This window comes from Kribbella catacumbae DSM 19601 (genome assembly GCF_000372465.1).
Lineage (GTDB): Bacteria > Actinomycetota > Actinomycetes > Propionibacteriales > Kribbellaceae > Kribbella > Kribbella catacumbae.
In genome coordinates, this window is record NZ_AQUZ01000091.1 from 1 (window position 1) to 25,466 (window position 25,466).

General features: G+C 66.6%; 21 protein-coding genes and 1 pseudogene. 10 read left to right on the plus strand and 12 right to left on the minus strand.

The annotated features are described in order from the left end of the window. Positions 1–16 precede the first annotated feature (16 nt). Positions 17–835, minus strand: a complete 819-nt coding sequence (locus A3ES_RS0143635; protein ID WP_020393153.1) for a hypothetical protein — start codon at positions 833–835, stop codon at positions 17–19. 278 nt (positions 836–1,113) lie between these two features. Here A3ES_RS0143635 and A3ES_RS50510 point away from each other — a divergent pair, with 278 nt between their 5' ends. After that, entirely contained in the window at positions 1,114–3,093 is a 1,980-nt protein-coding gene (locus A3ES_RS50510) for a 2-oxoacid:acceptor oxidoreductase subunit alpha (RefSeq protein WP_237745212.1), read from the plus strand. Further along, positions 3,090–4,169, plus strand: coding sequence for a 2-oxoacid:ferredoxin oxidoreductase subunit beta (locus A3ES_RS0143645; protein ID WP_020393155.1), 1,080 nt, complete (start codon positions 3,090–3,092; stop codon positions 4,167–4,169). Before A3ES_RS50510 ends, A3ES_RS0143645 begins: the two co-directional genes overlap by 4 nt. Before the next feature lie 9 nt (positions 4,170–4,178). Here A3ES_RS0143645 and A3ES_RS0143650 read toward each other — a convergent pair whose 3' ends face one another. From A3ES_RS0143650 to A3ES_RS0143670, 4 genes are all read right to left on the minus strand, one after another. Then, positions 4,179–5,531, minus strand: a complete 1,353-nt coding sequence (locus A3ES_RS0143650; protein ID WP_063746070.1) for a hypothetical protein — start codon at positions 5,529–5,531, stop codon at positions 4,179–4,181. A gap of 312 nt (positions 5,532–5,843) precedes the next feature. Then, on the minus strand, positions 5,844–6,425 hold the full coding sequence (locus A3ES_RS52040; RefSeq protein ID WP_083934081.1) for a helix-turn-helix domain-containing protein: 582 nt from the start codon (positions 6,423–6,425) through the stop codon (positions 5,844–5,846). Positions 6,426–6,693: 268 nt separating this feature from the next. Further along, the gene (locus tag A3ES_RS0143665; RefSeq protein WP_020393159.1) at positions 6,694–7,941 is read right to left on the minus strand and encodes a DUF445 domain-containing protein; all 1,248 of its coding nucleotides are present in this window, start codon (positions 7,939–7,941) and stop codon (positions 6,694–6,696) included. A 39-nt stretch (positions 7,942–7,980) separates the two neighbouring features. Then, on the minus strand, positions 7,981–9,186 hold the full coding sequence (locus A3ES_RS0143670; protein ID WP_237745213.1) for an MFS transporter: 1,206 nt from the start codon (positions 9,184–9,186) through the stop codon (positions 7,981–7,983). Between the two features lie 58 nt (positions 9,187–9,244). Between A3ES_RS0143670 and A3ES_RS0143675 the strand changes: the two genes are divergently transcribed. After that, positions 9,245–10,396 (plus strand): alpha-hydroxy-acid oxidizing protein, encoded by a 1,152-nt coding sequence (locus tag A3ES_RS0143675; protein WP_026163763.1) that lies wholly within the window; start codon positions 9,245–9,247, stop codon positions 10,394–10,396. Continuing rightward, positions 10,393–11,049 carry an HAD family hydrolase gene (locus tag A3ES_RS0143680; protein ID WP_020393162.1) on the plus strand — a complete coding sequence of 219 codons (657 nt, stop codon included), beginning with the start codon at positions 10,393–10,395 and terminating at the stop codon, positions 11,047–11,049. The genes A3ES_RS0143675 and A3ES_RS0143680 overlap by 4 nt, the downstream gene beginning before the upstream one ends. Before the next feature lie 56 nt (positions 11,050–11,105). Here the strand turns inward: A3ES_RS0143680 and A3ES_RS0143685 are convergent, their stop codons facing one another. Beyond that, entirely contained in the window at positions 11,106–11,843 is a 738-nt protein-coding gene (locus A3ES_RS0143685) for a D-Ala-D-Ala carboxypeptidase family metallohydrolase (RefSeq protein WP_237745214.1), read from the minus strand. Positions 11,844–11,980: 137 nt separating this feature from the next. Between A3ES_RS0143685 and A3ES_RS0143690 the strand changes: the two genes are divergently transcribed. The 3 genes from A3ES_RS0143690 to A3ES_RS0143700 all read left to right on the plus strand — a co-directional run bounded on the left by A3ES_RS0143690 (position 11,981) and on the right by A3ES_RS0143700 (position 14,295). After that, positions 11,981–12,592, plus strand: a complete 612-nt coding sequence (locus tag A3ES_RS0143690) for a SigE family RNA polymerase sigma factor (RefSeq protein WP_020393164.1) — start codon at positions 11,981–11,983, stop codon at positions 12,590–12,592. After that, positions 12,589–13,995 carry a hypothetical protein gene (locus A3ES_RS0143695; protein WP_020393165.1) on the plus strand — a complete coding sequence of 469 codons (1,407 nt, stop codon included), beginning with the start codon at positions 12,589–12,591 and terminating at the stop codon, positions 13,993–13,995. Before A3ES_RS0143690 ends, A3ES_RS0143695 begins: the two co-directional genes overlap by 4 nt. Before the next feature lie 63 nt (positions 13,996–14,058). Continuing rightward, complete coding sequence (locus A3ES_RS0143700) at positions 14,059–14,295, plus strand: hypothetical protein (RefSeq protein WP_020393166.1); 237 nt, start codon at positions 14,059–14,061, stop codon at positions 14,293–14,295. A gap of 470 nt (positions 14,296–14,765) precedes the next feature. Here A3ES_RS0143700 and A3ES_RS56580 read toward each other — a convergent pair whose 3' ends face one another. From A3ES_RS56580 to A3ES_RS0143730, 6 genes are all read right to left on the minus strand, one after another. Continuing rightward, entirely contained in the window at positions 14,766–16,106 is a 1,341-nt protein-coding gene (locus A3ES_RS56580) for a glycosyl hydrolase (protein ID WP_237745215.1), read from the minus strand. Positions 16,107–16,269: 163 nt separating this feature from the next. Beyond that, complete coding sequence (locus tag A3ES_RS50520) at positions 16,270–17,244, minus strand: ROK family protein (RefSeq protein ID WP_202806725.1); 975 nt, start codon at positions 17,242–17,244, stop codon at positions 16,270–16,272. Positions 17,245–17,332: 88 nt separating this feature from the next. Further along, a complete protein-coding gene (locus A3ES_RS0143715; RefSeq protein WP_020393169.1) occupies positions 17,333–19,819 on the minus strand; it encodes a glycoside hydrolase family 2 protein in 2,487 nt (828 codons plus the stop codon). Between the two features lie 82 nt (positions 19,820–19,901). Further along, positions 19,902–20,762 (minus strand): carbohydrate ABC transporter permease, encoded by an 861-nt coding sequence (locus A3ES_RS0143720; RefSeq protein WP_026163764.1) that lies wholly within the window; start codon positions 20,760–20,762, stop codon positions 19,902–19,904. Next, complete coding sequence (locus A3ES_RS0143725; RefSeq protein ID WP_026163765.1) at positions 20,759–21,718, minus strand: carbohydrate ABC transporter permease; 960 nt, start codon at positions 21,716–21,718, stop codon at positions 20,759–20,761. The genes A3ES_RS0143720 and A3ES_RS0143725 overlap by 4 nt, the downstream gene beginning before the upstream one ends. A gap of 47 nt (positions 21,719–21,765) precedes the next feature. Beyond that, positions 21,766–23,085: an extracellular solute-binding protein gene (locus tag A3ES_RS0143730; protein WP_026163766.1), complete on the minus strand. Its 1,320-nt coding sequence runs from the start codon at positions 23,083–23,085 to the stop codon at positions 21,766–21,768. Positions 23,086–23,548: 463 nt separating this feature from the next. On the opposite strand from A3ES_RS0143730, the gene A3ES_RS0143735 reads away from it, so the two are divergent. From A3ES_RS0143735 to A3ES_RS0143745, 3 genes and pseudogenes are all read left to right on the plus strand, one after another. Continuing rightward, positions 23,549–24,586: a LacI family DNA-binding transcriptional regulator gene (locus A3ES_RS0143735; RefSeq protein WP_020393173.1), complete on the plus strand. Its 1,038-nt coding sequence runs from the start codon at positions 23,549–23,551 to the stop codon at positions 24,584–24,586. A gap of 389 nt (positions 24,587–24,975) precedes the next feature. Further along, positions 24,976–25,230 (plus strand): hypothetical protein, encoded by a 255-nt coding sequence (locus A3ES_RS55825; protein WP_020393174.1) that lies wholly within the window; start codon positions 24,976–24,978, stop codon positions 25,228–25,230. A 44-nt stretch (positions 25,231–25,274) separates the two neighbouring features. Further along, a pseudogene (locus A3ES_RS0143745) lies at positions 25,275–25,466 on the plus strand (IS256 family transposase); the annotation flags it as partial.

Consider the following 25,466-nt stretch of genomic DNA (forward strand, 5'->3'; position numbering starts at 1 on the left):
ACTTAGTGCGCGGTACTCAGTTGGTGCAGAGGAGCAAGGCGTCGATCGCGACGATCGGGCCGTAGCCGGACTTCACGTCGGCGATCTGCAGGCGGAGCCTGGTGACGCCGCGGATGTCGCGGTTCAGCCAGGTCTCGGTCTCCTGCTTCATGTCCACCGAGCCGACCACCTTCGCGCCGTTCAGCAAGGACGCCCGGATCGTGCCGTCGGTGATGTTGCCGAGCCAGGTACGCACCCAGCGGCAGCCGGTGGTGTTGACGTCACCCCAGACGTTGCCGGCCTTGTCCGCCAGCAGCTCCGCCTCCGAACGCCGTGGACCTTCGCTCGGCGGAATGACGTTGAACTGCGGGTGCCCCTTGCCGCCCGCGGCGAGCAGCGGCTTCTTGAAGATCCCGCGGTAGACGTAGTGCGAGAAGCTGATCATCGGCGACACGGCAGCGGCGTACGGCGCCTGCGGGCCGATCACGAGCCGGTACGTCTTCACCGACCCGGGCAGCGTCGGCGGGATCGTGATGCTCGTCCCCGACGTGACGCCGTGGCCGATCTCCTCCCACTTGCGCCCGGTCGACGACCAGCGCTGGAGCGAGACGCGCGACCTGGCCGCCGGCGCCGGGGTGATCTGCCCGACCACCGTCAGCACGCCCTTGGTCGCGTTGGTGGTCCTGATGCTGGTGATCTTCACCGTCCGGACCGGCGTGGCCGCGACGGCGGCCGGCACGACCTTGGCGTCCGGGACCGACAGCGCGCTCTCAGCGGGCACCGCGGTGCCGGCGCATCCAGTGAGAGGCAGGAAAAGAAGAGCAACCAGCAGGCCGATCGAAGGGCGCACGCCCATGGTGGAACTCCCTCGAGCCCGGGTGGGTCCCGGGGTAGATCACAGCTTGATGAAGACACCTTGCCGGACCCGACTGCAGAAGGCAAGCGAACGACTGCTCTACGTCACACTGAAAGGTTTGGGAGTCAAGTGGGTACTGGGTGATCCCAGGCTGTGGACCATCAGCACTTCTGCATGGTTCCGTACTAAGGGCGAACTAATATTGGGGTATCGCCCTGACTGGGGGGATCGACCTGTCCTTCACAAGAGGGCCGGCCGACCCAAGCTTCGACTTGGAGATGAACAGAAAAGTGACCATCGAGGTCAAGCAGCTCGACCGCGTGGTGATCCGTTTCGCCGGCGACTCCGGCGATGGGATGCAACTCACGGGGGACCGATTCACCGCGGAGACGGCATCGTTCGGCAATGACCTGTCGACGTTGCCCAACTTCCCGGCCGAGATCCGGGCACCAGCCGGAACGTTGCCGGGGGTTTCGTCGTTCCAGTTGCACTTCGCCGACCACGACATCCTGACGCCTGGTGATGCGCCCGATGTGCTGATCGCGATGAACCCCGCCGCGCTCAAGGCGAACCTGCGCGACGTACCGCGCGGCGCCACCTTGATCATCGACACCGCCGACTTCACCGCGCGCAACCTGAAGCGGATCGGGTACGACGAGAACCCGCTCGAGACGGGTGAGCTCGAGGCGTACCACGTGGTGCCGCTGAACCTGACCGGCATGACGGTGGAGTCGGTCAAAGAATTCGGTCTGTCCCGCAAGGACGCGTCCCGGGCGAAGAACATGTACGCCCTGGGTCTGGTCTCCTGGCTGTTCCAGCGGCCGGTCGAGTCGACGATCGAGTTCCTCCAGACCAAGTTCGCCAGCAAGCCCGACATCCGCGACGCGAACATCGCGGCGTTCCGGGCGGGGTACAACTTCGGCGAGACCGCCGAGGAGTTCTCGGTCCGGTACGAGGTGAAGCCGGCCAGGATGGCGACCGGCACCTACCGCAACATCTCCGGCAACCTCGCGCTGGCGTATGGCCTGGTGGCGGGCGCCCAGCGGGCCGGTCTGCCGCTGGTGCTCGGTGCCTACCCGATCACGCCGGCGTCCGACGTACTGCATGAGCTTTCCAAGCTGAAGCGGTTCGACGTGACGACGATCCAGGCCGAGGACGAGATCGCCGGTGTCGGCGCGGCTCTGGGCGCGTCGTTCGGCGGCGCACTTGGCGTGACCACGTCATCCGGCCCGGGCATCAGCCTGAAGTCCGAGACGATCGGCCTCGCCGTGATGCTCGAACTGCCACTGGTGGTCTGCGACATCCAGCGGGCCGGCCCCTCGACCGGGATGCCGACCAAGACCGAGCAGGCCGACCTGCTGCAGGTGATGTTCGGCCGCAACGGCGAGGCACCGCTGCCGGTGGTCGCCGCCCAGTCCCCCGCGGACTGCTTCGCGACCGCCGTCGAGGCGACCCGGATCGCGGTCACCTACCGCACCCCGGTGATGGTGCTGTCCGACGGCTACCTGGCCAACGGCTCCGAGCCCTGGAAGGTCCCGGTGATCGAGGACCTGCCGACGGTCGATCCGAACTTCACCACCGAGCCCAACGCGACCAACGACAAGGGCGAGCCGGTCTACCTTCCCTACCTGCGCGACCCGGAGACGCTGGCGCGAGCCTGGGCGATCCCCGGTACGGCGGGCCTCGACCACCGCATCGGCGGGCTCGAGAAGGAGGACAAGACCGGCAACATCTCCTACGAGCCGGCGAACCACGATCTGATGATCCGCACCCGCCAGGCCAAGATCGACGGCATCACCGTGCCGCCGCTCGAAGTGGACGACCCGGACGGTACTGCGAAGGTGCTCGTGCTCGGCTGGGGCAGCACCTATGGCCCGATCGGGGCCGGCTGCCGCCGGGTCCGCAAGGTCGGCGGCAAGGTCGCCCAGGCACACCTGCGGCACCTGAACCCGTTCCCGGCGAACCTCGGCGAGGTGCTCGCACGCTACGACAAGGTGCTCGTGCCGGAGATGAACCTCGGCCAGCTCGCGCTGCTGTTGCGGGCGAAGTACCTGGTCGACGTCGTGTCCTATGCGCAGGTCCGCGGCATGCCGCTGGGCGCCGCCGAACTCGCCGAGGTGATCGGCAACCTGGTCGAGGAGACCGAAGGTATCGACGACGACGCGCGCCACCTCGGCGAGGCCGCCGCCAGCCTGACTCATGGCGAGGCGCTGAACGTCCAGCCGAACGGCGTCCACCACCCGGAGGGAGCACGATGAGCACCGTCGACCTCGGTCTGCCGAGCCTGCCGGGCGGGCTGCACGGAGTACCGGCCGCGACCGAACCGCAGACCCGCAAGGAGTACGTGTCGGACCAAGAGGTCCGTTGGTGCCCCGGTTGCGGCGACTACGCGGTACTGGCCGCCTTCCAGGGGTTCCTGCCGGAGCTCGGGATCAAGCGCGAGAACGTGGCGATGGTGTCGGGGATCGGGTGCTCGTCCCGCTTCCCGTACTACCTGTCGACGTACGGCATGCACTCGATCCACGGCCGCGCGCCGGCGATCGCGACCGGGCTCGCGGTGTCCCGGCCCGACCTGAGCGTCTGGGTCGTCACCGGTGACGGCGACGCGCTGTCGATCGGCGGCAACCACCTGATCCACACGCTCCGGCGCAACGTGAACCTGAAGATCCTGCTGTTCAACAACCGGATCTACGGCCTGACCAAGGGCCAGTACTCGCCGACCTCCGAGACCGGCAAGGTCACCAAGTCGACCCCGATGGGCTCGGTGGACAACCCGTTCAACCCGGTCTCGCTGGCCCTCGGCGCCGAGGCGACCTTCGTGGCCCGCACAGTCGACTCCGACCGCAAGCACCTCACGTCGGTACTGCGTGCCGCGGCTGAGCACCGCGGTACGGCGTTCGTGGAGATCTACCAGAACTGCCCGATCTTCAACGACAACGCCTTCGACGCCTTCAAGAACCCGGAGACCCGGGACGACGCGATCATCCCGCTCGTCCACGGCGAACCGATCCGCTTCGGCACGGACGGCCACCTGGGCGTGGTCCGCGACGGGTTCGCCTCCCTGGCAGTCCGCGAGGTAGCGGACCTGCCCGGCGGCGAGGCCGACCTGGTCGTCCACGACGCGCACACCGAAGACCCGGCGTACGCGTTCGCCCTGTCCCGCCTCACCGACGCAGGTATCCTGCACCAGGCCCCCATCGGCGTCTTCCGCTCGGTGGAACGCCCGGCGTACGACGACCTGGTCCGCCAACAGGTAGCCACCGCCCACGAAACCCAGGGCACCGGCGACCTCCAGTCCCTCGTCACCGGAGCCGACACCTGGACGGTCGACTAAGGAGCTATCTCAGGACGGCCCTGTGTACTTCTTCAATGCTGCTACCAGGGCCGTCTCGGTGAGCTTCAGGTGTTTGCTCAGGGACTTGTCGCGGAGGGCTGGGTCGTCGGCCTGCGCCGCGGTCTCGGCGTACAGGGCGTTGACCGTGGCCACGCCGTACTTGTTCGCGAGGTACTCCACGATCAGCCAGGCAACGCCGTAGCTGTCCTCGTCGTAGTCGCCGTGGAAGACACCGTCGATCGGCAGCACCACGAGCGACTTGATCGCCTTCTTCCGCAGGTCGCGCCGCTGGCTGCCGACCCAGTTGCTGTAGTTGCTGCGCTCCAGCAGGTGCCGCTCGACGTACTCGGCGTACCCCTCCACCAACCAGATGGGTGCCCCGAACCCGAGCGGCGCCATCGCCGCGTGGGTGAACTCGTGCGCGAGCAGGAATCGGTCCGAGGTCTTGCGATAGGTCGGATTGATCACGACCCGGCTGCCGGTGACCTTGAACTCGCTGGCATCGGCATTCGCCGGCGACATGTTGGGGATGGCCACCGCGCCCGCCGGGTGCCCACCGGTGATCGCGGAGCTGTCCCATGACCGCCGAGCAGCCATCGCGACGACCAGGATGCCCGCCTGGGCCCGCTTGGTGGCGGCCCGGACCGCAGGAATGGCGGCCTCGGCTTCCCGCACCAGGCGCCGGCCGTTCTTCGCTTCGCCCGGAGACGAGACGACCAGTACGCCGCGCCCGCGCGCCACCTCGATCGGGCCGAGTTCCCAGGGCTCACGGCTGTCGCCGCGGTTTGCCGCCTCGGCGTCGTCGTTGTCGACCACCACCCAGCGACCGCCACGCTGGGCGAAGGCGTAACCGATCTGGGTGACCCGCGGCGCCTGGTCGATTCCCTCGAGCTGCACCAGCATCCTGATCCGGAGTGCCCGCGCGCCCGGTCCGAGCTTCGTCCGCTGCTCGGGAGAGAAGGTCGGCACCCGCACATAACTGAGCTGCTTGAGGCCGAGCTGTTGCAGGTTGGCGAACAGTTGCTTGTCGCTCTGCACCAGCTTGGCGTTCTTCGGATCGGTGAACGCCAGGAACTGCGGCAGCCGCCCGGCCACCAGCGCGGCCGCCCGCCCCTTGAGCGTGGCGTCGATCCCCGCCAGCAACTTCTCCTCGGCAATGATGTCGGCCGACGTCGACGAGGCTGTCGCCGTCGGCGTAGCCCCGGTCCCCGCCGTGGCCTTGGGCGTCTCGTCCCGCCCGGTCACGACGTACGTCGCCCCGCCCGCCACAACCGCCAGCGCCGCCACCCCAGCGATCCACGCCGCCCGGCCCCGCCCGCGCCCCCGCTGCCCTACCTCGGCACCCACCGACTCCACATCCATCTCAACCCCCTGCAGGCCGGGCCAATGCAGCCCAGCCGGCACAGACTACGACACACCGCCCCCGGTTACACCTTGGCAAACGCGAGCCCCAACGCAGCCAGCTCCTCCTCCAGAATCCGAATCGCCTTGGGTCCCACCCCATGAATCCTCAGCAACTCCTTCGAGCTGACCCCACTGAGCTGCTCATACCGTGTGTAGCCACTAGCGGCTAACTCCCGCCGAGCAACCTTCCCCAACCGCGGCGTCAACTCCGTCCCACCAACCTCTTCCCCTGCCGCCATCAACCAGCCTCCGCTCGCAAGTTCGAGCTGCTCACTCTGCATTACGCCACAGGTCTTTTGCCGCCAGCCAGATGTTGCGTGCTGCCAGTTGGGGTGGTGCCGCGGCGCGGGCCCGTTTGGTTCTTGCTGGTGTGCCGGGTGCGGTCCAGGGCGTTGGGGACGGGGGGACGGATTTAGTCCACCGCGGACGCGGGATCCCGGCATCGTCGGCGACCTTCTCCGCGATTCCGGCCAGGAGCGCATCGAACGCCGCATCGCCAGTACGCGACGGAGGTGCCTCGATGGCATCGGCCGAAAGCTCTGGATGTGCTGTCAGCTGGTCCAGGAACCCGCGCAACCGCGTCCAGTCGACCGGCCGGTCGCGAGCATCCGGTCGGTAGGCCCCGGCCAGTAGCTCGATCGCCGGGCTGGTCGGCTGCCGTGCAGTCACGCTGACCGAAAGGTGTTTGCCTGCGGCGGCGATGAGTCGAGCGAGCATTGTCAGAGTGGGATCGCTCGATCCGTCTTCGATCCGAGAGACGGTCGAGGTCGGAACTCCGGCCTTCGCAGCGAGCGCACTGCGAGACAGACCCGCGTGCTCACGGGCCTCCCGAACCAGAACAGCTGCGCTCACCTCTGTAGCTTATATGCAACAGCGGAGATTGAGCAACGCCACCCGTCGAGCTAGCCTCCACCGAGCCGCGACGCAGGAGCGGCGGAGCAGGGTGGGTGGGAGCGGCGACGCAGGAGGCGCGTGGGGCGTAGTACAGGCGACTGAGGCAGCTCCCATTGCCTCAGTCGCCTGTGGGGGTGGTCAGACTGCGACGGCGACCGGAGTACGGGGTGCGGCTCGGTGTGAGAGCAGCTCGACACGGTTTTCGACCTCGCGTTCGACGGGCTGGCTAGATCAGCTGGCTGAAGGTGTGGATCGCCAGCCCCACCAGGGCTCCGACGACGGTGCCGTTGATGCGGATGAACTGCAGGTCCCGGCCGACGTGGAGCTCGATCCGGGCCGCGGCTTCCCGGCCGTCCCAGCGTTCGATGGTGTCGGAGATGACCGAGACGATCTCCGTACCGTAGGTGCGGACGACGTACCCGACCGCCTCTGAGGCACGACTGTCGACCTTGCCGATCAGCACTTCGTCGGTCTGCAGCCGCTTGCCGAAGTCCTCGATCGCTTGCGTCGCCCGCAACCGCAACGGCCCTGCGGGGTCGGCGATCGCGCCGATCAGCGCTGTGCGGACGGCGTCCCAGACCGCGGTCAGGCTGCCGCTCATGTCCGGGTGGTTCAGCATCCGGCGTTTGAACGCCTCGAAGCGGTCCATCATCTCCGGGTCGTTCTGCAGGTCGTCGGCGAGCTGGACGAGCAGCCGGTCGATCGCCCTGCGGGCCGGGTGCCGTGGATCGTCCCGTACTGCGGCCAGCCAGGTCAGCGCCTCGCGGTGGATCCGGTCGATGACGATCGAGTCCACCCAGCGCGGCGACCAGCGAGGGGCGCGCGGTCCGACCACGTCGGTCAGCAGGTCGCGGTTCTCGGACAGCCAGTCGTACGCCTCGACCATCAGCAGGTCGAGCAACGCGTGATGCGCGCCGTCGTCCACCACCGATGCCAGGAAGTGTCCCGCGATCGGGCTGAGCGGTTCCTCGGCGAAGCGCGGCAGCAGTGACCCGCGGACGAAAGCGGTGACGTCGTCATCGCCGAGCTTCGGCAACGCGGCCCCGATCGTCCGGGCGCCCTCCTCGACGATCCGCTCGGCATGGTTGCCGGAGGCAAGCCATTCGCCGGCCCGGCGGCTCACCTCGGCGGTGCGCATCTTCTCGGCGACCACCTCCGCGGACAGGAAGTTCTCGGTGACGAACTGCTCCAGGCTCTCGGCCAGGCTGTCCTTGCGGGTCGGCACGATCGCGGTGTGCGGGATCGGCAGCCCGAGTGGATGCCGGAACAGCGCCGTCACCGCGAACCAGTCCGCCAGCGCGCCGACCATCGCGGCCTCGGAGGCGGCGTTCACGTACCCCCACGCGCCCTCGCGGTGCAGCGTGACGACGTACACGATCGCCGCCAGCACCAGGAGCGACAGCGCGACCAGCCGCATCTGCCGCAGACCTCGCCGCCGGACGAGGTCGGGGCCACTCAAAACCAGTGTCGCCATGCTCCGATCTAACCAGCCCAGGCCAGCGGCGTACGGCGTCTAGCCAGCCCGGGCCAGCGGCGTACGGCGATCCATCCGCCCCGACACGAGAGCCAGGACCAGCCCGGCCACCGCGAGTGCGGCGCCGACTCGACTTGGCCATTCGTAGCCGTAGCCGGCAGCCAGTACGACGCTGCCCAGCCAGGCGCCCAATGCGTTGGCGACATTGAGCGTCGAGTGGTTGAGGGAAGCCGCCAACGACTGTCCCTCGTGCGCGACATCCATCAGCCGGGTCTGCAGCGCCGGGATCAGGATGCTCGCGCTGAAGCCCATCGCGAAGACGCCGATCAGCGCGCCCGCCTTGCTCTGGGCGAGCCAGCCGAAGGTGCCGAGGACAACGGTCACCGCGACCAGGCCGCCGTACAGGCTCGGCATCAGGGCGCGATCGGCGAGCCGGCCGCCGACCAGGGTTCCGCCGGTCATGCCGACGCCGTACACGGCGAGCACGATCGTCACCGCCGCCTCGCTGAAGCCGGCCAGCTCGGTCATCGTCGGAGTGATGTAGGTGTACGTCGCGAACATGCCGCCGAAGCCCACCATGCCGACCAGCAACGCCATCCAGACCTGCGGTTTCGCCAGCGCGCTCAACTCGCTGCGGACGTTGACGTCGTGGCCGACCGGCTGCGGATCGATCCAGAACCAGACGGCGGCCAGGGTCAGCAACCCAAGGATGCCGACGGCAACGAACGGCAGCTGCCAGCCGAACTGCTGGCCGAGCAACGTGGTCACCGGTACGCCGACGATGTTTGCCACCGGCAACCCGACCATGATCATCGAGACCGCCCAGGCCCGCCGGTTGACCGGCACCATCGACGCGCCGACCACCACACCGATGCCGAAGAAGGCGCCGTGCGGCAGGCCGGTGAGGAACCGCGCGGCCATCAGCAGTTCGTAGCTGTTGGCAACGGCCGAGAGAACGTTGCCAACGACAAAGACCGCCATCAGCCCGAGCAGCAGCCGCTTGCGTCCGGTCCGCGCACCGAGCGCCGCGATCACCGGAGCGCCGGCCACGACACCGATCGCGTACGCCGAGATGACGTGCCCGGCGGTCGGGATCGAGATGTCCACCCCGTCGGCGATCTGCGGCAGCAGCCCCATCGTGACGAACTCGGTGGTGCCGATCGCGAAACCCCCGGTCGCCAGCGCCAGCAGCGCCAAGCCGACGTGCCTCGAGGTCTTGCTGTCAGGAGTCACCGAACTTGTCACGCCTGATTGTCGCATCCAGAGCATTGAGCGCGGCCGAGTGGACGTGAAAGCATCCAGCATGGCGAACTTTGGCGACCACCAGTTGAGCATCTACGTCCAGGGGATGTTCTCCGACACCAAGCCGGAGATCACCACCGACCTGTCCCGGCTGGAGTCGCAGGCGGCGGCGAACCTGTCCGCGGAGGCGATGGGCTACATCGTCCCGAGCGCCGGCAGCGGTTCGACCGCCCGGGCCAACCTGGCCGCGTTCGACCGGTGGCGGCTCGTCCCGCGGATGCTGCGCGGCAGTACCGAGCGCGATCTGTCCTGCACGATCCTCGGCACCAAGATGTCGGCGCCTGTCTTGATCGCGCCGGTCGGCGTACAGACGCTGGCGCATCCCGAAGGCGAGCTGGCGACCGCGCGAGCGGCCAGTGCGCTCGGGCTGACCTACACGCACTCCACCCAGGCCAGCCACTCGTTCGAGCAGATCGAGGCGGACAGCAAGTGGTACCAGCTCTACTGGCCGACCGACAAGGACGTCTGCCTCAGCTTCCTCCAACGCGCCAAGGCCAGCCAGTACTCCGTCCTGGTGGTCACCCTGGACACCGGCACGATCGGCTGGCGCCCGGCCGACCTGGACCGCGGCTTCCTGCCATTCCTCAAGGGCGAAGGGCTGGCGAACTACTTCAGCGACCCGGCATTCCAGGCCAAGCTCGCCAAGCCGATCGCGGAGGATCCGACCGCGGCGGTGATGCATTGGGCGCAAATGTTCCCGAACGTCGGCCTCAGCTGGGACGAACTGTCGTTCCTGCGCGACAACTGGGACGGCCCGATCGTGCTGAAGGGCATCACCTCGGTCGACGATGCCAAGCTCGCGGCCGAGCACGGCGTGAACGGCCTGGTCGTCTCCAACCACGGCGGTCGCCAGGTCGACGGCGCGATCGCGGCGCTGGACGCTCTGCCGGCGATCGCGGACGCGGTCGGCGAGCAGGTGACGGTGCTCTTCGACTCGGGGATCAGGACGGGTGCCGACGCGGCCAAGGCCCTCGCGCTCGGCGCCAAGGCCGTCCTCCTCGGCCGCCCGTTCCTCTACGGCCTCGCGCTGGCCGGCCAGGCCGGAGTCGATCACGTACTGCGTTGCCTGCTGGCCGAACTCGATCTCACTCTGGCCCTGTCGGGTTACGCGAACCACCGTGAGCTCAACCGTACGTCGGTGGTTCCCGCGTGAAGGCGGTCATCTTCGACCTCGACGACACGCTCTTCGATCACACCTCCTCCATGACGGCCGCCCTGCAGGTGTGGGTTCCGGCACTGGCCGGCGTCGAGGTGACCGATGATCTGAGGATCGCCTGGTTCGAGATCGAGCAGCGGAACTTCAATGCCTGGCTCGCCGGGCGGATCACCCACCAAGGCAAGCGCCGCGCGCGACTGCGCGAGTTCCTGCCGTTACTCGGCCAGCTGGTGCCGTCCACGGACGAAGACCTGGACCAGATGTTCGCGGGCTTCCTGGCGTGCTACGAGCAGAGCTGGGCGGCCTTCCCGGACGCCCGGACCGCCCTGGAAGTTGCTCAAAGCAACGGTTGGCGGATCGGCGTACTGACGAACGGCAGCACCCTGCAGCAGAACGCCAAACTCACGGCGATCGGATTGGCCGAGCTGGTGAACGTGGTGTCGACCTCCGAAGCCCTCGGCTTCAGCAAACCCGCGCGCGAGGCGTACCACCTGACCTGCGAGGCGCTCGGCGCGGACCCGGCCGAGACCTTGATGATCGGCGACAACCTGGACCTGGACGTCCTCGGCGCCCGCGCGGCCGGTCTCAGCGCCGAGCACCTGGACCGGGCCGCCGGCATCACCCTCGGGCAACTGGTCCGAGCAGTCTGATCCCGCCTGCAGTGGCCGGAGCTAGTTCACCGGCCACTGCCAGGCGGCTTCAGATCTCAGATCCCGCAGCTGGGTGCGGACCAGGAGTTGCTGGTCCTGATGTCGAGATGGGTGTGGTCGTTGTGACCCGGGTAGCCGGGACCGAAGATGCCGCCGAATCCGTGGTAGCGGGCCTGCTTGGCCAGCGTGCACAGGGAATGGACGCCGACCAGGTCGGCCGCGCGGCCGTACAGGTGTTGGCTGTTGCTCGCGCCGCCGACCGAGTTGTTGCAGGGGATGCTGCGGAAGCCGCTGGTGACGGTCAACGGCTGGTCACCGAGCGCGTGCCGCAAAGCCTCGAGCTGCCACATGGTCTGCAGGGCATTGGCCTTGGTCGCAGCCGGCGACAGTGGCCCGCCATCCCAGCCGCTGCCACCACAGCCGTCGTCGAGCTCGGCGTAGGTGAAGTGGATCGGGGTGCAGTCGTCATCCTGCAGCGCATAGATCTTGCTGTAGGTCGCGGAGCCGGCGATCCCGTCGGCACCCAGCCCATAGGCGGACTGGAACCGCTGGACCGCCGCCTTGGTCGCCGGGCCGAAGGCGCCGTCCGCGGCGATGTGCCCGCCGTACGCCGGATAGCCGGCGACCCGGATCTGCAACTGCCGCACATCTTCGCCGCTGGCGCCTTCGCTGAGGGTGCGGCTCCACGTGTAGCAACCATCGGCATGAGCCTTGGTCGCGGTCACCACCTGGGTCGTGACGGTGACACCGAGCATGGCTGCGAACAACGCCAGGATGCACAGAATTCTGGGCACTGGCCTAGAAAAGTGTTTCAGCATGGGATTACCTCCGAACGCATTTGGGGCGAAACGCGCCTGTCTCGGCCCACCATCCCGCCACTATCCACCGCTTGACCAGAGCTCACCGGAAACTTTTCGACGAACAACTGGTAATGGGCCGTCGCGAGGCAACCGATCGGTGGACCTCGACGGTCCACCATGATGTGACCATTGACGACAGCACGCTCACATTGCGTGCACGGGGAACGGGGCGACCGGTGGCGGCTGCTGAGGGGTTCGACGCGTTCGTGCTCGCGCGGTCTCGCCGGCTGCTGCGGACGGCGTACCTGCTGACCCAGGACCACGCACTCGCCGAGGACCTGGTGCAGACGGCACTGGCCAAGGCCTGGTTCGCCTGGTCCCGGATCGAGGGTGGCGACCCCGAGCCGTACGTCCGCAAGGTGATGGTCAACACGTACGCCTCCTGGTGGCGCCGCCGTTGGAACGGCGAGCAGCCGACCGACGAACTGCCCGAGACCGCAGTACCGGCCAGTGCGGAGGAGCGCACCGACGTCTGGCAGGCCTTGCAGCGACTCCCCCGCCGGCAACGCACTGTCGTCGTACTGCGGTACTACGAGGATCTGTCCGAGGCAGAGACCGCTCGCGTCCTCGGTTGCAGCCCGGGAACGGTGAAGAGCCAGACCAGCAAGGCATTCGCCAAACTCCGCCTCGATCCGGCGCTGCTGACCACCGATGCACCCGCAGACCAGGAGTCGACGCGATGAAGCTCACCGACCTGCGCGACGAGCTCACCGCCCGCGCCAACTCGACCGACGAGACGCCGGACCTGCTGCCCGGAGTACGCCACAAGATCGCCCGTACCAAGCGCCGCCGTACGGCGGGAGCGGCCGGTGCCGCCGGCGGCCTCGCGATCATCGCAATTGTTGCCTCCGGCATCGTCCCGGGCCTGAGCACCACGACTCCGCAGCCGGCGGACGACGTACCGCGCGACTACACCAAGGACGGTGTGGTCCTGCGCGGTGTCGACGGCGCGGATCGGCTGGAGAAGGGCTGGATCGGCGACACCGGCCAGGACAAACTGACCTTCAGCTGGACGCCGGAGGGCAAGGCCGTCAGGTTTGCCACCTACTGCAACTCGACCGCGAGCAGTCTGCGGACTGTCACGATCAGGGTCAACGACTACATCGTGGGCACCAACGAGTGCCTTGCCGACCCGGAGGCGAGCGGGGACGGGATCAGAGTTCCCACGGATCACCTGCTCGGGCTGCTGGCACCGGCCGGCAAGCCTGCCCGCGTCACGGCCCAACTCTCGGACGCGCTCGCCCAGCCGGTGCAGGACAGCTCCGTACAACTTGCCCTAGGCATCTACCAGACCGCCGTCGCGCCGTCCAGCGGCCCGCCTTCGCAGGCACCGCCGACCTCCGCCGACGACTACGTCAAGGACGGCATCCGCTACCGCGCCAAGGTCGGCGGCGACGCCTTGCTCGCGGCCAAGATCGGCGACCGCGGCAAGACCTCCTTCGACCTCGCCTTCACGGCCCCCGGTGGGCGGATCAGCCTGCACGACTTCTGTACGGCGAGGCACACAGGCGTCGACCCGCAGTACCAGGTCAGCATCAGGTTCAACGGCTCGGCTGCCATCAAGACCAGCTGCTCCGGCGAGGGATCGATCGATGCCGGCGCCAACTCCAGCTTCATCCCTGGCGAAACACCGCCCGCCGGACAGCGGGTGACGGTGACCGTGCGGCTGGAGGACAGGAACGGCAAGCCGCTCAGCAAGCCGGACGACTGGCTCGGCCTGGGCATCTACGCCAAGGGCAAGGCGCGGGCTGTCGGCGACTCGTTCGTGGACGTTGTCAAGGAGTTCAACGGCCACAACTACCGGCTCGCCGAGGTCAAGACGGCCGACGCGAGGACCGCAAGGGAACTCGAACTCGCCACCCCCGCCGACAAGCCCTTCCTGGTCGCCTACGGCACCGCCGGCATGGCCGGCGACCAGCCCACGGTCGGCGTCACCGGCCTGACCGATTCCTCCAGCAACGTCGGCGGCGGCATCGGCATCGCCGGCGAAGCCGCCCGCCCAGCCTTCACCGCCAAACTCACCCTCTCGCCTGGCAAGTACACCAGGGGCCATCTCGTCCTGGCTCTCTATCTGCCCGCCGACTGACCACATGCAACCATCGGGGCCGCCCACCCGCTCATCTCCTGTGTGCACACGACCAGGGCCGAGATGAGTGGGCCGACGGACTTCGAGAGGTTCGCCAGTACGCAGTACGCGGCATTGCTGCGTTGCGTACTTGTTGACCCAGAACCGCTCGTCAGCCGAGGAGACTACGGCCCTGGAGTCGGCATCGACACCTCCCGCTACACCGCCCCCGCCTCCAAGGCAAGCACCGCCACCCTCAAAGTCACCGATGGCATCCCCACCAAGGGAACCTTGGTCCTAGCCCTGTACGTGCCGGAGTGATCGCGTGAGCAGCAAGGGATACCAGGGCTGCGCCTGGCCGACGGCTATGAGCGGACCTACATCGCAAGCTACTTCTTCCGCGGCCTGGCGAGTCCTGCCAGGTCACTGCCGGGGGACCAACGTGTCGAGTTCGCCCACAGGTCGTCGGGAGCTGCACCGAAGCGAGTTCGATGGTGGCATCGAGGTCTGCCGGGGAGAGCATCCCGACGATTGTCGAAGTGATCCTCGGATCGGAGTCGAGAACTGCAGTGCGGCGGCAGCGAGCGGGATTCCGCGGCCTGCGGTAGCGGCCCCCATTGCCTCGGCCGCTGCAAGCACTTCGGGGGGCTTCACCGTAGGCGTATCGGGTCGTGGTCGGCGGCAGGCGGTGAGCAGGCCGCCGCCGTAGGGGGTGGCCTTCGCCACTACGCAGGGCTCAGCGTCCGGACCGGGGGCGGTTGTGGTCAGGACGCTGAGGGTCGAGGTGAGGGTTAGTTGGGCAGGGTCCATCGCTGCCAGGGATTGGTGTTGGAGTCCCAGATCTGCAGGCGGGTGCCGTTGGCGGTGTTGCCGCCGGGGGCGTCGAGGTAGCGGCCTGATTGTGGGTTGCGCAGCTGGCTGCCGGATTGCTGCCATTGCTGGGCGCCGGAGCCGTTGCAGTCCCACAGCTGGATCAGGGTACCGTTGGCGGTGTTGCCGCCAGCGACGTCGAGGCATTTGCCGAGGGCACGGATTGTGTTGTCGCTTCCAATCGTCCACCGTTGAGCGGTGCCGTTGTTGCAGTCCCACAGTTGGACCGCGGTGCCATTGGTGCTGCTCGCTCCGGCAACGTCGACGCATTTGCCGCCGATGCCGGTGATCTGCCCGGTCCTGGGTTGCGGTGGGTTTGATCCACCGGGGATGACTATCTCGCCCCGGTTCAGGACGCGGGGAAGGGCATAGGCGGTGCGAATCTCGGCGTCGGTGTTACTGCCGCGCAGTTGCTCCGACCAGATCATGAAGTAGGACCAGCGTGGCTGACTGCTGAGCAGCGAAGCTGTGGGCACCTTGCCCATCTCGGCCAGAGCGATCGGCTTGGTGCCGGCGATGTTCTGCAACTGCTGGTAGTCGCTCGCGCTGGGAAGTCCCTTGTACCAGACGTCCAGCGAGACCACATCGACGTAATTGACGCCCGGGTAGTAGTTCGCCCAGCCACCAGCCGGGTTGTCTTGCACGTTCCAGACCCAGATCAGATTGTCCAGGCCCTGGCTGTCGAAGTAGTCCCGCATCTGCTGGTAGATCTTGGCGCCGCCGTTGACGCCTGGCTGGTTACCCCACCAGTTCCAGCTCTCGTTCATCTCGTGGAACGGCCGCCACAACACCGGCACACCGGCGTCCTTGAGCTGGCGCAGGTAGGGAACCACCTCCGCCATCCGGCTCCGCCAGACGTTGTTCAGGTTGGTGCCGCCGGTGACGATCTCCTTGAACTGGTCGGCGGTAATCTGCCGCTTCACGCCACCCTCGAACTCGCAGGTGCGCGCGACCGTCGGGGAGCAGGCATGCCAGGTGAGGGCCACAAGGGACCCGTTGCTCCACTCGGTCTTGGCCTGGTCGATCACGCGTTGACGGTTGTTGATGTCGTCCGCGCGGAACATCATGTCCCCTCCCCACAGCCCGGGGTACAGGCCGGTGACGTCCCTCGCCTGCTGGGTGTACTGCGCCGGCTGACTGGCCGGCTCCTTGTTGTGCTGACCGGACACGATGCCTTGTCCGGTGATCGACTTCAGGTAGTTGATCACCTTCTGTTTGGGTGTAGCCGGAAAGGCCTGAGCCTGCGGCCCGGCTGCGGGCACGGTGGCCAGGACAGCCAGAGCCGCAGCCAGGCAGGTGAGCGCTCTGCGGCGTGGCCTCCAGAAACGCCCGGATGGGTTCGTTGTGTCGCGATCGGCCTTTGGACTGCGGTAAAAATACGCCATTCTTCCTCCTTGATAGCGCCTCACGATGAGGCGGGGCGGACTACAGGGTTCGAGTAGTGCATCGGTCGGCCGAGTCGTGTTGTCGGTCGGCCAGCACCACCGCCCGGGACCGCAGAGTGGCGCCGTTGGCCTGGAGGGCGATAGCGGCGGCACCGAGCAGGCCGGCATCGCGTGCCAGCGACGACGCCGTGATGGTGATGCCCTGCAGGAACGCAAGGTCGTCGAGACGGTGCAGGTGATGGCGCATCGGCACCAGCAACAGGTCCCCGACCGCGGCCACTCCGCCTCCGATCACCACGTTGCTGATGTCCAGCAGAGCTGCCGCGTTACGAATGGCGGCCGCGAGTGCTTTGGCGGCACGATCGAAGGCCGCGTTCGGGATGACCGCACCGTCGCGGGCGGCCTGTGCCAGTTCTTTGGTCGTCACCGTGCTGACCGGATGGTTCGGTCGCCAGCCTTGAGCTAGGGCCCATCGCACTATGCTGGGCCCGCTCGCGATCGTCTCGAGGCAACCTCTGGCTCCGCAAGGGCACGGGTCACCGTCGCGGTCGATGGTGGTGTGCCCGATGTGTCCGGCGTTGCCAGTGCTGCCCAGCAGCGGTCTGCCTTGTACAACGAGTCCCCCACCGATACCTGTCGAGACCACGATGCCTAGCAGTGACGCTGCGGTGTGATCGCCCAGCCACCATTCACCGACCGCCATGCACTGAGCGTCTCCGGCTAGCACCACGGGGACGTCGCCGACCTGCCGGCTCACAGCCTCAACCAGCGGGAAGCTGCGCCAGGACCGAATGTTGACCGGAGACACCATCCCCGTCGAGACCTCCAGAGGCCCCGCCGTGCCAATCCCCACGCAGGTGAGATCCGGGCCGGTGAAGTCGGCGACCAGATGTTCCAATGTGGCGGTGGGCGCCGAACCGATCGGCCGCTCGTCGCGCTCGACGATGGAACCGTCTGGTGTGACGTGGGCAGCGGCGAACTTGGTGCCGCCGATATCGAGCGCGAGCACAGTCACGAACGCCACCCCCGGCTTGCCGTGGCTCGTGCATCAGGGCACCGGATCGCCTTGTGGCGCCGGCCGCTCCTACGACACTGCGGCCGGGTCATGGTTGCAGCGCCTTATCTGCTCGGGCCTGGGCCGAGTTGACGCAGAAGATCGCTGCCCGCAGCCGCTCGAGGTCCAGGCCGGCCGGATCGAGCCCGCGGATCCCGACCTCGCAACTTTCGCCAGGCAGGAGGGTGATGAGTCCTCGATCGGCCTGGGCCTGGGCGCCGAGCCTGTCGGCCTGGAGAACGAGATCACGCACAAAAGTACTTGCGGTGATCGTGGCGACGACGCCGCCGGGTGCCGGCTCGACGTCGAGGAGCAGCTCAGGCGTCGGATATGCGAATTCGTGGTCCTCGCAGCCGAGGGCGACATCACGTAGTTCTCCCGCGTCCGCGACCAGGAATTCTCGCTCGCTCTCCTGGATGCTACGGACCTCGCCGGACAGCGGCAGCAGGGCAACCGAGTACGGCTCCACCTCGAACGGCAGGACATCTTCGGCCAGCGCGGTTCCGTCGACCAGCATCCGGCGAACCGAGGCGACCCCGCTCCAGACCTGCCCGGATTGGTTGTCCACGGCCAGGCAACGAATGCCCTCGCGGGTCTGGATACTGACAAGCCGGTCGGCGTAGAGACGGCGGAGCTCGAAGTACAAAGGTTTGGGGCGGGCAGCACCGTCGATTGCCGCCCAGGATGTGACCGGCCAGCAGTCGTTGAACTGCCATACGACGGTGCCGGCGCAGACCGGCCAGTGCGAACGCCAGTGCGCGACGGCGGTGGCGATAGCGCGGGCCTGGTTGACCTGCGTGAGGTAGTGCCAGCTGTCGAAGTCCTCAGGGGGAAGGAAGTGGTGCGTCAGGCCACGATCGAGCTTGCCGACACCATCCTCGGCACGTTGGTGATGAAGCATTCCTGGCGAGGTGGGGCTGAGGTCCTCGTCGGGCAGCGCGGCCCGTAGCGTCGCGTAGGCCGGTGGCGCTTGCCACCCGAACTCGGCCGCGAATCTTGGAACGTCGTTCAGGTAGTCGGTGTAGTCCCGGCGGTTCCAGACTTCCCAGAAGTGGGAGGGGCCGTGTGCGGGGTCGTTGGGGTGGTGTTCCCATGACCCTGACCAGGGGCTGCCGGCACTGTAAGGGCGGGTTGGATCGAGTTCGGCGACGATGCGCGGCAGCAGGTCGAGGTAGTAGCCCTCACCCCAACTGCGGCCGGCCAGTGGCTCTTCCCACTCCCAGTCACGAAACCCCCAGAGGTTCTCGTTGTTGCCGTTCCATACCACCAGGCTCGGGTGTGGCATGAGCCGGATGACATTGTCGCGTGCTTCGGCCTCGACCTCGCTAACCAGAGGTTCCTCCTCCGGGTAGGCCGCGCAGGCGAACAGGAAGTCCTGCCACACCATCAGCCCGAGCTCGTCGCAGATGTCGTAGAAGGCGTCGTCCTCGTAGATGCCGCCACCCCAGACCCTGACGAGGTTGACGCCCGCCTCGGCGGCCTGTGTCAGGCGGTGACGGTAGCGCTCAGCACCGACCCGGGCCGGCAGCACGTCGTCGGGGATCCAGTTGACGCCACGCGCGAATGTCGCCACTCCATTGACTTTGAAGGTGAACGCGGTGCCATGTGCGTCTTGGCCCCGGTCCAGCTCGAGGTTTCGGAAGCCGATGCGGCGCTGCCAGCGGTCCAGCTCGACACCGGTGTCTTCCTCAGCCAGAACCACCTTGCACTCGTACAGGTTCTGATCTCCGTACCCGCGGGGCCACCACATTGCCGCCTCAGGCACCTCGAGCTCCGCGATCGCCGAGGTTGTACCGGCAGGCATCGGCACCATCACGGTCTTGCCGTCGACCTCTAGAAGAGCCCGCAGGTTCCGCTCTTGCCCTGCCGCAGTCCGGTCAAGGTCGAGGTGGACCTGTACTCGTCCTGTCCCGTCGGCGACGGTGACCAGCGGCCGGACGTTCGCCAGCCGCGCGGTACTCCACCCTTCAAGGCGAACCGGCCGCCAGATGCCGGCCGTCACCAGTGTCGGCCCCCAGTCCCAGCCGAAGCTGCACGCCATCTTCCGGATGTAGTTGAACGGTTCGGGGTAGGCATTCGGCCGCTCCCCGAGCTGCTCTTTGACGGCCTCGGCCTCGGTGTAGGCCGAGGTGAATAGCACCGACAGTTGCGCGCCGGCCGCGACGCGCTGAGTGACGTCGAAGCGATAGCTTCGGTGCATGTTCCGGGTCTCTCCGACCTCGGCGCCATCCACGGTCACGGTCGCGACCGTGTCGAGGCCCTCGAAGACCAGGTCGACACGCTCGCAGCCGAGCGGTATCGCCGCCACGGTGGTGTCGTAGCGCCAGTCGGCCTGGCCGATCCACGCCACCTCCAGCTCGTTGCGGTCGAGGTAGGGGTCGGGGATGTGTCCGGCCGCCAGCAGATCCTGGTGACAGCACCCGGGGACCTGAGCGGGCACGGTCACATCGCGAAGATAGGCAGCGCCAGCGGGATGAGATACGCCAGCCAAACGAACGGTCCACTCCGAGGTCAGTGGTGTGATCTGCTTGCTCAAGCCGAAGCTCCTTGAATTCGAACGCGTCGCAGCTGACTGCTGCCCAACATGTCGGGTTGCTGCCCGACTGACACCATCGGCACTACTTGGTGGCCCCTGCAGCGAACCCGTTGTAGATGAAGCGTTGCAGTGCCAGGAAGACGACGAGCGTCGGCACGATCACCAAGGCGGCGCCCGCCGAGATGACCTCCCAGTGCGCCCCGAACGGTCCCTTGAACCGGAACAGGGACGTCGAAATGGTGCCGAGGCCGTCCGCCGGCATGTAGAGAAACGGGATGTAGAAGTCGTTGTAGATCGCGACGCCCTTCACGATCACCACGGTGGCGATCGCAGGCCGCAACAGCGGCAGGATCACCCGCCAGTAGATGGTCAGTGATCCGGCGCCGTCGATCCGAGCGGCCTCATCCAGCGCCACCGGGATCGAGCGGATGAACTGCAGGAAAATGTAGATCGACACGATGTCGGTGCCCATGTACAGCAGGATCGGAGCCCAGCGGGTCCCCATGACGCCAAGCTCGTTGACCACCTGGTAGGTGGCGACCTGGGTGGTCACGCCCGGAACAAGCGCCGCGATGAGGAACAGGGTCATCACGAGCTTCTTGCCGCGGAACCGGTGGCGGTCGATGGCGTAGGCCGTCATCGAGCCGATGAACACCGTGCCGATCAGCGAGAAGAACAAGATGAACGACGTGTTCCACAGCGCCCGCAGCATGTGACCTTCGGTGAAGGCGACCTGGTAGTTGTGCAGGTTGAACCAGTTCGCCGGTGCTGACAGTGGATTCGCGTCGCCGGCCAACTCACCCTCGGTGCGCAACGAGGTCAAGACGATTGCCAGCAACGGCACCACGACCACCGCGCTTGCCGCCAGCAACGAAACGTACTTGAGGAACACAGCCACATCGCCGCGCAGACGGACCCCGGTAAGTGCAATAGGCGCAGTCATGACATCTCGACTCTCTCGTCCGGGACCAGCCATCGCTGGATCATCGTCACCAGCAACACGATTGCCAGCAGAACAACGGCGGCCGCCGATGCCAGCCCGACTTTGTTGAAGTTGAAGGCGAGCTTGATCGTCTGGATCACGAATGTCTCACTGTTGTTCGATCCGCCGGTCATGATGAACGGGATCTCGAAGACCGCCAATGCGCCGGAGACCGCCAGGATCGCGCTCAGGCTGAGGATCGGTTTGATCCCCGGCGCGATGATGTGCCGGAACTGTTGCCACCGGCTCGCACCGTCCAGCGCCGCCGCCTCATACAGCTGCGGCGGGATCGACTGGATCGCGCCGAGGAACAACACCATGTTCAGCCCCATGAACCGCCAGACCGACACCCCGGCCAGCGAGGTGTTCACCAGATCCGGATCACCCAGCCAGGCGTGGGGCGCCACCCCGAAAGGCTGGAGGATGGTGTCGAGCGTCCCGCCGGGCTGGAAGAAGTACAGGAACACGAACCCGATCGCGACCCCGTTGATCAGGTACGGGAAGAACAGGATCCCCTTGAAAAGGTTCCGGAACCGCGTACTGAAGCTCAGGATCGTCGCGAAGTACAACGCCACGACGATCTGCAGTGCCGCACCGACCAGGTAGAACAAGCTGACCGCGAACACCTGAAAGAGTTGCGGCCTGGTGAACAGATCGACGTAGTTGTCCAGGCCCACGTAGCGCTTGGTGGGACTGAGACCGTTCCAGCTGGTGAAGCTGTACGAGACCATGCTCACCACCGGGACGTAGGTGAACAACACCAGCAACGCCACCGGCGCCAGCAGATACAGCCACGGCGTGTACCAGAGTCCACGCCGCCCGGGCCGTCCCCGGCTGGCGCGCGACTTCGAACGCCTGGACGGCGTCGTGGGCGACGAAACCTCGCGCCGTTCTCCGGCTGTTCGAGTTGCCGACATGTTCCTCTTCTTTCAGGGATTCAGTGTGATCGACCGGCACCGGTCGCTCAGCCGACGGTGCTCTGCGCCTCGGCCCACCTCTTGTTCAGGTCACCGAAGATTCCGGCCAGATCATCCTTCGCAGCACCGCGAGCGACATCGACGATCCGCTGCCGGTACTCCGGAGCGCCGATGCCGACCTCGGAGGCCTTATCGATGTCGGCGACCTTGGCGTTGTCGGCGTAGGTCATGTTGACGAACTTCACGCCGGCGTCCTGGAAGGGCTGCAGCGTTGCGGGCAGCGACGCACCCTTGACCGACGAGATCGACTTGGCCTTCTGCGCGTCACCGGACTTAGTGATGAACCAGTCGATCCAGGCCCGGGCGGCCGGCTTGTTCTTGCTGTGCACGTTGATCGCGTATTGGTAGTCGGGCCGCACCGCGGTGCACCACTTGCCGTCGACCTGGGCAGGGAACGGCATGAAGCCGATGTCGTCGGCGCTCTTTCCGGCCTTCTTCGCCGCCTCCTGCATCTGGACGACGGCCCACGAGCCGAGCCACATGGTGGCGACCTTGCCGGTGCCGATCAGGTTCTTGGAATTCTCCCAGTTGGTGGTGTTCGGATCCCCCTCGGACAACCCGCCGTGCACGATGTCGTACAGCAATGTGTCCGCGACGTTGAGATCCTGCCCTTGCGCCCACGGCTCCTTGGTGCTCGCCAGCTTGTCCCCGGCGCCCGCATCGCAACTCGGCGAGCCGAGCGCGTTCCCCCAGTTGGTCAACGGCCAGGCGTCCTTGTAGTTGGTGTAGTACGCCGTCGCGCCGGTCTTGGCTTTGATCGCCTTCAGCGCCTCCAGGAACTCCGCCGGCGTCTTCGGCCAGTCAGTCACCCCGGCCTGCTTCCAGACCGCTTTGTTGTAGACGAAGCCATTGGCCACGCCGATGTTGGCCAAGCCGTAGACCTTGCCGTCGACCGCGCTGCGTTCGGTGAAGTCGAACGTCTTCGCCAGCTCATCCGTCGTTCCCAGTGGAGCGAAGAAGGACGGGTACTCGCTGGTCGGGACAGAGCCCGGGATGGACAGCACGTCGCCGTAGTCCTCGCTGTTCATCCGGATCTTGACGTCACCCTCGTAGTCGGTGATGCCCTGGAACTCGACCTTCACCTGGGGATAGATCTTGCTGAACTCCGCCGCATAGGCCTTGGCCGTCCCGTCTTGCACCTGGTCGGTCCGGTTGGTCAGCACAGTGATCGAGCCGGTCACCGACGCCGGGTCCTCCGGCACACTCACCGCGCCGGAGTCCTTCGTGTCACTGCCACCCCCACTGCCGCAGGCCGTAAGAGCCATCGCCAGGGTGATCCCTGCGGCTAGAACGCGTGTCCTTCGCATGTCATGTCACTTCCTCGTTGACGAACTGCTGTACCGGCACAGGTCCGGCAAAGCGCCGAAATATCCGCTGGGCCCGAGCGGCTGATGGCTGCTTAACCTAGACGCAACAAATCGATCTGTCCATAGAACGATCTAGTAAACTTTTCACATCTTTTGATCACATTGTGCAATCGTCTGGAGGTGGGCGCCAGGCACTGAGGTCACCATCGGCCCTCAAGGAACTAAGATCATCACCGTGAGTCATCAGCGCTTCGTCATCCGCATGGAACGTTCAAGCGATCGAGTCGACTCATGTCCTCGGAGCGCTTGGAGGGATCACCTACATCTGAGTTCCCGAAGGCAGGCACCCTCAAGACTTGCGCGTTCTACCTCTCGACTGGGATAGATTTGGAGCTGAACGAGCGAGGGTCCGATCCCGAACCCTTGAGCGCAAGTTCGTGACTAGTGAGGTGAGGTAGCCCCTGTGGCGGGTTTGGGTGCGGATGGTCGGCAGCGCAAGACCACGATCAAGGACGTGGCAGCACGGGCGAGAGTCTCGACGTCCGCGGTGACCTTGGCGCTCCACGACCGCCCCGGGGTTTCCGCGACCACTAGGGAACGGATCCTGACGGCCGCGAAAGACCTCGGGTGGCGGCCGAACCTTGCCGCGGCCACGCTGTCGGGTCGTTCACTCCACACGGTTGGTCTGGCCATCGCCCGCCCGGCACGCCTACTCGGTCTCGAGCCGTTCTACATGGAGTTCATCTCCGGCGTGGAAAGCGTTCTCAGCAGGCACTCCTGTTCACTGCTGCTGCGGCTCACAGACGCCGAGGAGGAGATCGAGGTCCACAAACAGTGGTGGCAAGGCGGCCGGGTCAACGGCAGCATTCTGGTCGACCTGAAGGTAGACGACCCGCGAATCCCCGCCCTGACAGAGATCGGACTGCCCGCGGTGGTCGTCGGCATGCCCTCACTGGCCGGTCCGTTCACGGCTGTGTGGACCGACGACGAGGCAGCGATCGACGAGGCGGTCCGCTACCTGGCCGCACTGGGGCACCGCCGGATCGGCCGGGTCGGCGGGCCACCCGACCTCGGCCACTCGGTGATCCGGGCGACCGCGTTCGATCGTGCGATCAAAGACCTGGGACTTGAGGGGCGGACCGCGCAGGCCGACTTCTCCCCCGACTCCGGCAGCCAGGCCTGCCGGAACCTGCTGCTGTCCGCGGACCGCCCCACGGCCATCATGTTCGACAACGACATCATGGCCGTAGCCGCACTCGGCGTCGCCGACGAGTTCGGATTATCCGTGCCGGACGACCTGTCATTGCTGGCCTGGGACGACTCCCAGTTGTGCCAGCTCACCCGTCCCGCGCTGTCCGCGATGAGCCATGACGTCCACGCCTTCGGCGCTGAGGTCACCACGGCGTTGTTCGACGTGATGAACCGCGTCGAGCACCCCTCGCATCCCGTCCAGCGTCCCCGCCTGGTTCCCAGAGCCTCCACCGCTCGCCCGCGCATCTGACCCCAATCGGGCCGGCCAGCTCCGACTGGGTGCCGAGCATCTCCACGGACAGATTACTACTGGCACGTTTTAGTGAGAGGTATTGACAAGGGGTAGAACTCACATCTATGTTCCACGTGTCGACAGTCCAATCCAGCTGGATTTACTCCAATTCCGGACGCTTCCGACGATCAGAGCGACTTTCTATATCGTTCTATCAGACGGGTCTCCGGCCGCCCTCGCCCGAAAGGTCTGGGCCCATGTCGCTACGTCTTCGCGCCCAGCCGACAAGTGCAGCACCGGCACCACCCGGCGCCCCCGCCGCAAGGGCGGTGACTTCGGGTTCAGCCAAAACGACATCGACAACCAGCAGAAGGTCTTCGACCAAGCCAAGGCGGCCTGGGCGCGAGATGAACGAAGGCTGGGCATCGCGGGGCGGGCGCCCCGGCACTAACGGCAGCAGTCGCAAACTGTTCCATGTCACCCACGACTACCTGGTGGGCAAGGGCTTGACCTACTTCAGCGGCTGCATGGACTGGCTTGTCAAGCCCGAATACAACACCAACCAGGACATCACAAACATCTACTGCGGACGGGGAGAGGTTGTCCCGGTCTTCGTGGAACTTGAGGTGGCGGTCCCCCACCTGAGGCCTGCCTGGTGGTAGGTCTCGGGTGAACGACCAAGAACACCCGAAGGAAGGGGACCGCCATGAAGACCGTACCTACTCTGCACGCGGCCGCGCAGGCCGACACCATGAATTTCTCCGATCTGCCTGACGAGGTGTGTGTCGCGCTGGCCGATGTCGCCGGCGCGGCCCGTGAGGGCCTGCTGGCGATGAGTGTGGCCGCTGGGCTGGCGGTGATGCAGGCCATGTTCGAGGCCGAGATCGCCGCGGTTGCG